The organism is Maribacter ulvicola (genome assembly GCF_900155985.1).
Classification (GTDB): domain Bacteria; phylum Bacteroidota; class Bacteroidia; order Flavobacteriales; family Flavobacteriaceae; genus Maribacter; species Maribacter ulvicola.
Genome location: NZ_FTMA01000001.1, coordinates 1,541,634 through 1,553,770, shown reverse-complemented (window position 1 = coordinate 1,553,770; position 12,137 = coordinate 1,541,634). Strand labels below are relative to the sequence as shown.

General features: G+C 36.9%; 10 protein-coding genes. 5 read left to right on the top strand and 5 right to left on the bottom strand.

Features of this window, described 5'->3' with window-relative positions; translation table 11 throughout:
- Positions 1-7 precede the first annotated feature (7 nt).
- From BW936_RS06655 to BW936_RS06635, 5 genes are all read right to left on the bottom strand, one after another.
- Positions 8-1,249, bottom strand: coding sequence for a hypothetical protein (locus BW936_RS06655; protein ID WP_076547501.1), 1,242 nt, complete (start codon positions 1,247-1,249; stop codon positions 8-10).
- Positions 1,250-1,298: 49 nt separating this feature from the next.
- A complete protein-coding gene (locus BW936_RS06650; RefSeq protein ID WP_076547980.1) occupies positions 1,299-1,940 on the bottom strand; it encodes a hypothetical protein in 642 nt (213 codons plus the stop codon).
- A 335-nt stretch (positions 1,941-2,275) separates the two neighbouring features.
- Positions 2,276-4,102 (bottom strand): hypothetical protein, encoded by a 1,827-nt coding sequence (locus BW936_RS06645; RefSeq protein ID WP_244156173.1) that lies wholly within the window; start codon positions 4,100-4,102, stop codon positions 2,276-2,278.
- Positions 4,103-4,493: 391 nt separating this feature from the next.
- Positions 4,494-5,399: a DUF6892 domain-containing protein gene (locus BW936_RS06640; protein WP_076547497.1), complete on the bottom strand. Its 906-nt coding sequence runs from the start codon at positions 5,397-5,399 to the stop codon at positions 4,494-4,496.
- A 20-nt stretch (positions 5,400-5,419) separates the two neighbouring features.
- Positions 5,420-5,863: an SMI1/KNR4 family protein gene (locus BW936_RS06635; protein ID WP_076547495.1), complete on the bottom strand. Its 444-nt coding sequence runs from the start codon at positions 5,861-5,863 to the stop codon at positions 5,420-5,422.
- Positions 5,864-6,079: 216 nt separating this feature from the next.
- Here BW936_RS06635 and BW936_RS06630 point away from each other — a divergent pair, with 216 nt between their 5' ends.
- The 5 genes from BW936_RS06630 (at position 6,080) to BW936_RS06610 (ending at position 12,137) form a co-directional block, all read left to right on the top strand.
- The gene (locus tag BW936_RS06630; protein ID WP_076547494.1) at positions 6,080-6,430 is read left to right on the top strand and encodes a hypothetical protein; all 351 of its coding nucleotides are present in this window, start codon (positions 6,080-6,082) and stop codon (positions 6,428-6,430) included.
- Between the two features lie 2 nt (positions 6,431-6,432).
- Entirely contained in the window at positions 6,433-7,290 is an 858-nt protein-coding gene (locus BW936_RS06625; RefSeq protein WP_076547492.1) for a hypothetical protein, read from the top strand.
- A complete protein-coding gene (locus tag BW936_RS06620) occupies positions 7,291-8,424 on the top strand; it encodes an adenylosuccinate synthetase (protein ID WP_076547491.1) in 1,134 nt (377 codons plus the stop codon). It begins immediately after the preceding gene.
- Positions 8,425-8,538: 114 nt separating this feature from the next.
- Entirely contained in the window at positions 8,539-9,594 is a 1,056-nt protein-coding gene (locus tag BW936_RS06615; protein ID WP_076547490.1) for an SMI1/KNR4 family protein, read from the top strand.
- Between the two features lie 68 nt (positions 9,595-9,662).
- Positions 9,663-12,137, top strand: a complete 2,475-nt coding sequence (locus BW936_RS06610) for a hypothetical protein (RefSeq protein ID WP_076547488.1) — start codon at positions 9,663-9,665, stop codon at positions 12,135-12,137.

Sequence of the window (12,137 nt, the reverse complement as noted above, 5' to 3'; positions counted from 1 at the left end):
TCTGCTATTACCACTTTAAAATTGGTTCATCTTTCCAAATGACCAACCTGAATTCTTCGTAGTGCTTTCCTGTACCAATAGTATGGTCATCTCTAAGTCCGTTATTGAGCTGCAGTTTATGCAACATACCCGATGATGAGCCTACCCATAACGTTTTTTCATCATCAGAAATGGTAATTCCGCTTATACTAGACCCCAAAAAGTATCTCCAAATACAGTTCCCTTTTGCATCAATAGCTCTAATATATCCAAAGGCATCTCCTAAAATGTAGTATTTAGAAGTTGCTATACCACAATAAACCCTCATTTCTTCATCTATAATGGTATACTGCTCACTTTCTTCGTATGCGGGAATTTCAATATTTTGAAGATCAGAAGCTGCAACGCCTATAGTTACTCCGTTATAAAAGTGACATGAATTTGTAATGAGTTGGCTATCATCTTTTGAAAAAAGACAAAAATCTGGGTAAGATGATTGCGGACCAATTTCACCTATCATAGTTCCATTTTGGTCTAGTACCCTATGGTCACTACACTGGTCGCCAACTACAATATATTTGTTATCATTAGAAATGGTAGCATTTTCCATATCAATATAAGGTTCCCATTCCTCATCTTCTGGATCAGGCAATGGGTGAATCATTTTCTCGGTATCTTGTGTAATTATGAAAATACCGTCAGAAGTTATCAGGAGGATTTTTTGCCCGTCATTAAAAGGAATTAATTCCGTGATTCCTAAATTCTTTGCTTCATCTAAGTTAAATGTTGCCATAATTTCACCTTCCCAACCTTGGGTGGTTACTATAGTATTGTTCGAAACAATGGCAAAAACATTTTCTCGTTTAGATTTTCCTATGGCATCAATTGATGCATCAAGTTCTATAGTTTCACTATCTTTAAGAAGATATGCCTGTCTTTTCTGATGTCCCTTACCCACCAAGAACACAATCTTCTGTTCATCTATAAAATGTAATTGCTGAATACTTTGGGCTTTCTCTTGCATGAACTTCACCATTGGTGAATGTGCAGGCGGAAAGTCTGTTCGAAATGCATCAACAGTATTGTTTTTATTGGCATCCTTCAATAATTGAAAAACCACATCTGACAAATGGTCTCTTTCATCCTTAGGCTCTTCTCCTTTCCAATTATCCCATCCATTAGTTTCGCCAAATTCAACCATTTTATTAACATCAGAAGCATATTTGCTTCCTTTAGAATTCCATTCTTTTCTGATATCATCACTATTCATTCCCGATTTTTTTTTAATTTTTTAAGTATGGATTTGAGCACGTCATTTTTTAATTAAAAAGAATAGCTGTATGGTTATTGATACTAAATTTAGCAGCGTCAATTAGTGATGCACATACTAAAATTTCAATCCAGAAATCGCCATTTTTCTGTATTATTTCATTTAACTGCTGAATGTTCATAATATCATTGTTGTCATCTAACTCAATACCCAAATGCTTGGTCAGCCCTTTTAGTTCTTCAAGCAAGCTGTAAGATGAACCGATCATGGCACCGGGTACACGCGCTTCTTCGATATCAAAAAGCACCTCTGGCATTTTTACTGGAAGGTAAAATCCCTCGGCATCTGAATGGGTCAGCAAGTGACTTTCCATATACGAATAGTGATCTTCTAAAATTGAATCTACGCCAGGGTCTTCATTTGGAGAAAAAGGCTTAGGCTTCCAATTCTCGTCGCCTTCATTCTCCCAGACATGTGCTAGAAATCGTCTTAAATGGTGCAAAAAACTATAAGGAAAACCGCCAAATTGCAAGGCTTCATTTTCCATCTCCTCAGGTTCATTATGCGGTTCTAAATTATTTGCAGCAAGAACAACATTGATATTCTGAAAGATTTTTTTATAAGTTTCATAGGCTTCAGGCTCACTGCCTTTAAACTCTGCCAACATTCCGCTTGTAATTTCTAAACCCATAATTTTTTCTGTTATAATAGGTATCAAATGTATACATAACATGGTTTTCATATATCCCTGAAACCAATGAATTCTTAGTATACTAGATTCCTATCATTACTTTTCTCTACACATCTTAAACAAAAAAAGTACGTTGATTATAACGTACTTTTTTACTTTTTGCAGCTGTAACCTATGACTACCTATAAAATGATTATTTCAAAATTAAATTACTGTTTAAAATTCTTCATAAATCCCTCATATTTCTCTCTCTTTACACACTCAGCTAAACTAAAAGAGGTTTAATATATACGGTTGACCATACCTTACATGCATTTATTTACTATAGCCACAGACTATTCTTTTATTGCCCTGTAGGTTATCTTCTTATTTGTTATAACCGTTTTAACTCTTATATTCAACAGTGCCGATTCAGAAGTAACGGTAGAGCAGGTAAATGTTTTATTTGATAATTCTACTCGATATAAGAGACCGTCGTACTCCAGGTCAGGTTTATTGATAACCAATGTATTGGTTTGAACTCCCGAATAGATTTCAGATGCAATGATATTTGAAAAATTCATTCCATTATCTGTACTTACTTGCCATTGATATTCTGTTGTATCTGATGCTGATACACTAATCTCACCTACACTTCCATCAAAAGCTATAGTATTTTGAGGACCTACCATAATTTGGGGTGCTGATCCCTTTTGCATATAATCTGCTACACTATTATTATCTTCATCTCTTGGCGGTGTATAACCACTTTGTCCAGTTACTACCCCCCATGAATCAGTTGTAAGTGGAGAAACACCTAAATAACCATCAAAATCACCATCTAAGAATCCTGCTTCTTGAACATCATTACATCCATCCGCGTCACTATCTGACGATAAAAAATCTAGTATATTATCATTATCCGAATCTGCTATTTCGTAATTAACAGTACCATTATCAAATTGCCCTACGGCTTGTAAAGCATTTACAATACCATCAGTACCTACAGCTCCGGTCAATTTCCCTGCGGACAGTGCAAGACCGTGGCCTGCCTCAACCCCATCATAAATTCCATCATTATCACTATCAAGATCTAAACTATTGATTACTCCATCACCATCTGTATCCATTTGTGCACAGCTAGTAATAAAACTTTTATCGTTCACTACAAAAAATATAGGATCTGCGTTCGCTGAAATTTCTAAACGAAATATTACCGCTCTAGACCTTTCTGCTGTGGTCAAACCAAATTCAGCTAATTCCACTGCTGCCAGACGTATGTTCTTTTTCGCGTTTTTTCCACTAACAGTATCGTCAGCATTGTACTGATCCACCAAAGAATTACCGACAACAGGGGTATTGTTCCAATTAATTTCGACACCGTTACCTAAATAGTTTCCGTCCTCATCAAGCAAGTGCAATCTATTATAGTTAGAGCCATTTCCCAATTGTGCACCTTGAGTTAATAAGATATCCATTTCCCCATCTCCATAAGCAGCTGAACTTGCCCCTCCCAAACGAAAGTACCAAGCATTGTCTATATTAGCTATAGCATAGCCCATATCAAGCCCTCTTTCGCCTTCATATAGATATGGATTAAATGGAATACCATCTGTAGTTAGCTGTGGACCTAATGCATTTGAAGTACTGCCATCTAACGCCCTACCTTCTAAACGAATACCAGACTTTATTTTTGTTACTGGTCTTAAAGCTGTCCATGAGGTTTCTTCTACCGATACATCGCCAATACCATTACCATCTGTATCCATTACATCATAAAGCCCGTTGCCATTAGTATCTATCATGTAAGATCCTCCAATGCCCGTGGCATAAGTTCTACTGCCCACTTGAAAAGCCAAAAGTTCAGAGACATTATCAAAAGGTGTTGGATTAATAGAAGAGGAAGATGAATTCCAAAAACCACCGTAGTTCGTATATATTGAAGTAACATAGTTGGTTGTCGCTAGACTAGAAGTAGGGGATCCAAAGGCTGTATTTATTTCACACCCATCCTCATATAAATCTGGAATACCATCATTATCATCATCTTCATCTATATCATCACTTATTCCATCCCCATCAGTATCTACATTTGATTGATAAAAGTTGGCACTAATTTCTGATTCCGGTTTGTCAGTATAAGAAACCCTTTCCTTGTTAATTGTAGCTTCTGATAGAAGCATTAAAAATAAAATTGGAGTTATTACCAGTATTTTAAAAGATGATATCAACCTCATTAATCTAAATTATGAATATGTAATTGGTGTGTTTTCAACCAAATGTACAGTTAAACCAATTACTAGTTTCTTAATTGTTGTCAATTGATACTTTTGCGATGAGTAGTAGCCAAATAGTGCTATGAACAGATTCTTTGATAAAGTGAAAACGCAATGCTATTTTTCAATCTAAATGTAATTAACAGCAAGTTGACCTCTATTCTTTTAAAAAAAATCAGAAAACTACCTTGATCTTTAGTATTAACTTCATTTAAGACGTTTCTTAATACACTATTCTCACCATATATTGATCGCTAAAAACAAAAAAATGCTTTGTTTTTGGTAGTTACACGACCGATTATATCCACTCGGCATCAACACCAAGAATAATGAGTTCGTCACAAATAGGTTCTTGTGCATAACACAAGGTGGCTTTCTTTAAATTGGGAAAATGTTTAATATCATCGCTGCATTCAATATCCCAATATTCTACTGCACCGCCGGAAAAAGGTGATAGATTCATATAAATATCATTGCCCCCATCTTGATAGATTTCAGTAATCTCCGGAGCCAACCGTTTAGGGATAGGTAAATCTTTAAAATATTGGGTCACTTCGGCTATGGGCTCATAACCCTCTTCATCAATATCTATTTCACGACCTTTATACCAATCTGCAAACTCGTACAAATCGAATTTCGGTTTCAACAGTCCTTTCATGTACATCAACTCTTCAATGATGGAAAGCTTGAATCCGAAATCCACAAACTCAATCTCTTCTTCATCTATCGGCTTAATCGTGTACTTATCTGCTGCAATGCCTTCACCACGCACATAAGGTTTGTAAAGACTTACTTCAATAGCTTGAATAACATCCTTCCTCACGCTAAACCAAGCACTTAATCCGTTTTGCACCAAGGCGCCAGAATCATCACCTTTAAATGTTATCACCCGTTCATTTTCATGCGTTTTATAGTACTCAATAATATCTTCACCACTGAAATTGAATGTACCGCTAAAGACTGCTTTAGGACTAAAATCATAGGTTGAAATTTCTAATTCAAACCCTAGGGAATTTACTAGTTCTCCATTAGAAGTATACGCGATAATCCCTAAATCATCCCAAACAAAAAGTGTGTTATTCTTTCCTTTATGTTCTCTACATTCCGGGGAGATAATCTCCTTTAATGCTCCTATTGAAACAGGAAACTGCACTGCAACGGAATTGATTTGAAAACTATCCGAAGAAAATTCTATGTGAACCATAAGTATTTGTAATTATTATATTATAAAGGTTTCTGCGTTCTTAAAAGTTGGGTAAAGGATTTTGAAATTAAGGCCACCTCGCCCCCATCATGGTAATATGCCCAAACCGTAAACTTACATTCCGGGTCTAAATATAGGTAATCGCCATTTTCATGACCAATTACAAAACCTTTGGCTACACGCTCTAACTTTACAGAGCGAAAATGAGTAGAGGGCGCAGTGAACTCCATCCCTACTTCTTGTTGAACCGTGGTGTATAATTTTAAACATTCATAATTGGCAGCTTCACCAACGCCACTCATTTTCCTTTTTTTCAAAAGAGCTTCCTTACCCATTAGATGCCATATACGTTTATCCCAACGACTGTTATTTTTTAATCGTACACCGTTAGAATTCTCCTCTAAAAATTTAAGGTATTTAATTGGTAATTCTTGCTGAAAAGTTGCGCTCATTTCCAATTTCATAATAATGCTTAATTGTTTTGATAGGATGTAAAAGTAAACTACAAAGATGCGTGTAAGGCTTAAAGTTTTACTAACCGTTTTCCGTGATATTGTAATTAACTCTTTTCTACAACAGCTAGCAACCAAAATAAATTTGCTGCGCCAAAACTTAAAATCACCCTTTTCAGGGATATAGAAAATCAGTGTTCAACATAGCTTTGTCCCAAAGAAATTTTCATGGAAGACAAAATTACGAATGCCGCTTTTTTAGAATCGTTAAAGCGTAACAACGAAAAAATTAGAGACGACCGTGCCAGTGCCATTGCCGAAGATGCACAGTTAATGTACAAGCGCGAAACCGAAGACTTGGCGCTGTCTTTAAAACGATTAAAACGCGAGCAGGAAAATATGTTAGATATGAGCCCCACAGATGCAAACAGTTTGGTATTGGCTTCAGATTTTGACGCAAAGGACTATGTTGCCAAAGATTTAGAGATGTCGATAAAAATTAGAAATCTGGAAATTAAATTAGAACTGGCAAAGAAGCGCTATGCGTATTTGTTCGGCGGACAAATAAATGAACTGTAATTATGGGAGGAGGAAGATTTAGTCACGAAGCGTATTCAAAACTTAGAACATCAAAAGATTACAGCAACAAATCACGAGAGGAGATATTTACGGCTTCACAAATAGACCCGGAAATGGACCCAACCAAGGTAATCGTTAGGGAGTCTAGAGATTCAAAAGAACATCCAGAAACCGTTTCCATCATTGTAGGTCTTGATGTAACGGGCAGTATGGGCTTTGTACCAGAACACATTGTAAAAGAGGCTTTACCAGATTTAATCGGTTCTTTAATGGAAGCCGGTATAGAACATCCACAAGTGCTTTTTCTTGGTATAGGAGATTTCGTTTATGACCATGCACCGTTGCAAGTAGGGCAGTTTGAATCTTCTGCAGAATTGCTAGACCGTTGGTTAACCCGTGTATACCTAGAAGGCGGCGGTGGCGGCAACAATCAAGAAGGTTATAACTTGGCGCATTTATTTGCGGCACGCCATACTTCTATAGATTGTTGGGAAAAAAGAAAGCAGAAAGGCTTTTTATTTACCATTGGCGATGAACCGGTTTTCCCTACAATTCCCGCAGAAATCATAAAAAAATACACAGCCGCAGAGGAAGCCGAGACCATTACCACAGAGGCAATAATCAATGAAGCTCAAGAAAAATATAATGTTTTTCATATGCATCTAGAGCATAGTGAATGGTCCAAATCTCCAAGTAGAAAAGGTAACTGGAAAGAATTGCTTGGTGAGCATTTTATTGTGATGCCCGACTATAAAAAAGTAGCCAAACGTATAGCGGAAATAGTGATTCAACATCATAAACCAACTACGGCTAACAATACTTCCGGCATTGCCGATACCGAAGTAGAAGATATGTTATAAATGCAGCAATGTAGTATAGTTATAGATTTAGGTTTTGGCGATGCGGGAAAAGGACTAACGACCGATTTTCTAGCATCGCAACAGCCTGAAAAAAGTATCATTGTGCGGTTTTCTGGCGGTCACCAAATTGGGCACACCGTTACTACAGATGCGCTTACACATACCTTTAGTAATTTTGGTTCGGGTACCCTTGTAGGCGTTCCTACCTTTTACACGGAACATACTACGGTATTTCCACCTGCCATTTTACAAGAAGGTAACTTTCTAAAAGACTACAAGCCGCAATTGTTTTTTCATCCATTGGCAATGATAACCACCATGTATGACATTGCCTATAACAGGGCATTGGAAAAACAGCAAAATCACGGTTCTTGTGGTCTGGGTTTTGGCACTACGATCGCTAGAAACAAAGAAGAAGTTTACTTCTATGCTACCGATTTACAGTTCAGTTGGGTCATAAAGCAGCGATTAAAAAGTATACGATCGTACTACGAAACCAAGCTGTCACACCAACCCAAAAGCGTTCAAGATTATTATTTCAACGAACTCAACGCTTATGACGAAGACTATTTTATAAAAACGTGTTCAGCTATTAAACCATACTATCAATTAGCACCTTTTCAAAAAATAGTTACAAAATTTGAACATTTTATTTTTGAGGGTAGCCAAGGTATTCTTTTAGATACACAACATGGTTTTCACCCGCATACCACCTGGAGCTACACGACCTCTAAAAATGCCATTCAGCTAATTACAGACCATTTTGATAATAATGTGGGTGTGCGTATTTTCTATGTAACCCGATGTTATCAAACCCGGCACGGCAACGGACCCATGTCCGAAACTCAATCGGTTACGCTTAAAAACAACGATAACGAGGCGAATGAAACCAACGAATTTCAAGGTGAATTTAGAACCAAGGCTTTAGATGCAGAATTACTGAATTATGCGTTACAATGTGATGCTATTCACCATCAAAATCTACTCATAGAAAAGAATTTGATGATTACCTGCTTAGATCAACTGCCAGATTTTTCACCTGCTAATTTAATTCAAAAGTTAACTCCCAATTTTTCATCGGTGCACGGTAGTTACGGACCTATGCGCAAGTTTATTACGCAATTAACTATATAAAATTTCAACTACGACATCACTTAAATTCCTGTTCTAAAATTTAAAATCACCCTTTTCGGGGATAACCTCTCCATTATTCTCAGGTACCTTAGCAGCATCAATAAATAAGTGAGGATGAGAAATAGAATTGCGTTTTCAGATAATGTGGAACAGATGAAATGGGATGATTTTCATTTTAATGTGATACCAGTCAACACCCTACCACCGTTAGAAGACCCAGAAGATATTGACAATAGTTTTACGTTTTGCGATGCGTTGTTAGATGCATTTAAAGAAGCTTCTGACAAGGAAGTAATAAAGCTACTTTTTCTAACTCCCGAAGACATATCCAGTTCTAAATTCTACGGCATTGCTTTTTTGGAAGGCAAAGAAGTTTTTACGGCTGAAATAGAAAACACATCGCTATTCAAAGAATGGTTCACGGTTGTTGATGAAAGAACGAATAGAAAAGAAACCATCACCTCAAAAGTATATTTTTTTGGAGCCAATTCTTTTAGCAGTCAGCCTATCTCCAACTTTAAAAACGACCAGGTTTTCAAAAACACCGGTGCATTTATTTCTGATCATATCCCCAATGCATTCATCGCTGAAAAACTGGCAAAAGAAAAAGCAGATTTCATTGCTCCGTTCATTCAGTTAGAGGCTAAAAGTAATTTTGAAAAGGTAGTGCAACAATTTGTACAATTGATACACTCGAAAGAACTCACCATTATTCCGCCAAAAAACAATGATGCTATTTATGCGGAGTTTGAGGCAGCAGCCGGATATCCATTCCCTACTATCATAAAAGAATTTTTAACCTTACATAACGGCGTTCAGAACTCAGCGATTATGGGTGCCGAGAAAATTTTTCAAGAATGGAAAGATTGGCAATGGGTATATAACGATTGGACGCAAAAGGAATTGCTCGATACCTACAGTACCAACGAAGGCAAAACGCTATTGATGTACACTACGCCGTATTGGATTCCGTTTTTCGATATGCAGAACGGTAATTTTTTGGCATTCGATTTTGCTCCAAATACCAAGGGTACCGCAGGACAAATCATCCGCTTTGGGGCTGACCAAGAAATTGGCTACATACAAGCTGATAGTCTAGAACTATTTTTAGAACAGTTGATGGATGATGAAGGTGATATTGAAGATTATGAATGGTTCAGAAGTGAATAATTCGTACATGAACAGAACATCAAACTGCAGCCTAAATCAATTTACAAATTATCAGAACATTAAAGTACATGTCCGAAATTTTCAAAAACACAATAATTCCTAAATTAGAAACCAAGCAGCTAGAAGCTCCTACAGCTAAGGCTTTGTTACAGATTTTAGAATTACAAGAATGCCAAAATACCGAAGTATTTAAAGATGTAAAAAACAGCATTGACCATGAAAACAATGAAGCTGTTTTCACCGAAGAACTGGCGCAACAAATCTTTTACCATCCAGCAGTTTACGCTGATGAAAAAGAAGGAGTAGCATTCGTAATCTCATGGTTACCACTTTTAGAAAACGGATTTTATCCCGATAAAAAAAGCTGTGAAAAACTGACTCAATTTCTATACTTCAGTCTTAGTTACCTGCAAGGTGAAGCAATTTCTGAGAAAGAGAGAACCCAAGTTTTTAATGTTTTAGACGCATTGGTACATAGCGAATCTTCCGCTTCATTTATCATAACCAGCTTTTTGATTCAGCGTGTTTTTGATATTCAAGATTATGTGGGTACAGATTTTATCATTCAGAACTGTATTACTCATGAGATTCTCAATGGCACCTATTCCGTTCAAAATTCAGAGGGGAAATTTTCAACATATCCCTTTAAGATAAATAACGATTTTGTTCAGCATTTCTTTGAAGGAGATTGGCATCAATTGATAACCGCCATTCATAAAGTACTACCCGTTGGGCGCGTACGCTTACCCGGAGCTTATCATGTAATGCTACCTTGGCTCAGTGAAGAACTGGCTACTTTTTACAATGGCAATATTGAACTTGTATATGCAGCTCACAAGGCGTTGAGCGAACGGTTTATCTTTATGGAAGAAGAAGGTTTTGCCTTTTTAAACCTACAGACCGTAGAAGGAATATTTCCTTTAATCACCGCATTAGGCAAGAAAGAATGGGATGCCGGCGATGTGCTTCTTTTCAACCATAGAGACAAAAACATTCCGCAAATACAGATTGACCAATGCTACCACAGATTTTTAGATTGGTTAAAAGCCGATAGAGGTAGTAATTCTTATACGGAAGCCTTTCAAAAGTTTGGTAAGCATATTCTAGAGGAAGAAAGTGCTGCAGTTCTTCCCGTAGAATTTATTGCGTTTTGGTTTGAGAAATGTAATCACAGAACAGGAATTCCAGACCAGATTGAACTATACAACGGCTTATTTTCAAGATTTCTAAAAATGAATTCAGACGGAAAACTTCCGGTGGTTCGGATAGGAAATGAAGACGTTCAGCTAACAGGTGAATATCTTATAACAGAAATATTTCAAATCAGTAATAACCGGACTAAATGGATTTCAGATCTTGAGTCATCAAACATATCTGACCCTCTAAATCAGTTTTTGATTCTAACTTTTTACGATGCACGAGAATCTTTACCAACGCTTTTCAATTCTGAAAATCAAGAGGTTATATTCGCTTATCTAGAAAAAATGGCATATTCCGCCAAACAAGCAACCCAAGAAATCAGAAAAGATAGCCTTCCCCTACTCGTTAAAACTTTAGCGGAACTATTCGCAGAAACCAATAATTTTACTCGTGTCAATAAAATTTGGGCATTAAAAAATATTGACAACAGTGTATTGACCTTGTGTAATGATTATGCGCAATTACAGTATGTTAACGAAAGCCGCCCTTTGTTTTTGGGTCTCCTGCAAAGCTGGTATAATTTCTTAAGCGACTACTACTATAGCTTGGGCAGCGAATCGGTTTGGGTACCGCATATGCTGAACACACAAGGTAGACGCAGTGCCGCTTACCTTAATGAACTGGATGAAAATGTCACATCTTTTGTGAACAAGGCTTTATTGCATCTTTTTGATTTTCATAAAAAGAGCAAGCAGAAAGCTGATTCCAACACATTATTTCAATCCATCCAAACGGATATTGAAAACTACCTAGAGGACTTCCTAATAGAATTAATGGAATACAACCTTGCAAAAGAAACAGCAAACAATATGTACATCTATAGTAAAGCACACTTTGCGCATCGTAAAACATTACAAGATGCAGTTCATAAATTCCATGACCACCATAAAGAAGTAGAACCAAAATCTGAGAAAGCGGTACTTATTGAACAGCTACAGACATCGGAATTTGATTTTTCAGCAGTGGCGTTCGATCCTAAGTATGCCGATGCGGTCTTACACAACCTAGAAAATTATAAAACCGAAGGAGCATGCGATAGTAAACTACTTGAAGTTTTAGACACCAACATATCCGAATTTAAAACTTGGTTAGCGGAAACATCTGCCACTGAAGCAAAGTTTATACAAGCTCTTTACATGACCTTGCTCGATAAAGATTTAGCACCTGAAACCCCTTTAGAAACTTACGGCAACTTGTGCCGAAGTCTATTCGTGAAATTGGCAAAAGGCAGCAAAATGGCAAGTTCATACGAAATGGGATTAAAGGCGATGGCAAATTCTGGAGCCTATCCAGAAAACTTAACAACTGCTTTATTGCAGGTGGTTAACGACTTAAAAGCATAA

Bases quoted from the DNA above. Each gene is read 5' to 3' on its own strand.
- BW936_RS06655 (WP_076547501.1), bottom strand. From the start codon at position 1,249: ATGAATAGTGATGATATCAGAAAAGAATGGAATTCTAAAGGAAGCAAA.
- BW936_RS06615 (WP_076547490.1), top strand. From the start codon at position 8,539: ATGAGAAATAGAATTGCGTTTTCAGATAATGTGGAACAGATGAAATGG.
- BW936_RS06630 (WP_076547494.1), top strand. From the start codon at position 6,080: ATGGAAGACAAAATTACGAATGCCGCTTTTTTAGAATCGTTAAAGCGT.
- BW936_RS06610 (WP_076547488.1), top strand. From the start codon at position 9,663: ATGTCCGAAATTTTCAAAAACACAATAATTCCTAAATTAGAAACCAAG.
- BW936_RS06625 (WP_076547492.1), top strand. From the start codon at position 6,433: ATGGGAGGAGGAAGATTTAGTCACGAAGCGTATTCAAAACTTAGAACA.
- BW936_RS06640 (WP_076547497.1), bottom strand. From the start codon at position 5,399: ATGGTTCACATAGAATTTTCTTCGGATAGTTTTCAAATCAATTCCGTT.
- BW936_RS06635 (WP_076547495.1), bottom strand. From the start codon at position 5,863: ATGAAATTGGAAATGAGCGCAACTTTTCAGCAAGAATTACCAATTAAA.
- BW936_RS06645 (WP_244156173.1), bottom strand. From the start codon at position 4,102: ATGCTTCTATCAGAAGCTACAATTAACAAGGAAAGGGTTTCTTATACT.
- BW936_RS06620 (WP_076547491.1), top strand. From the start codon at position 7,291: ATGCAGCAATGTAGTATAGTTATAGATTTAGGTTTTGGCGATGCGGGA.
- BW936_RS06650 (WP_076547980.1), bottom strand. From the start codon at position 1,940: ATGGGTTTAGAAATTACAAGCGGAATGTTGGCAGAGTTTAAAGGCAGT.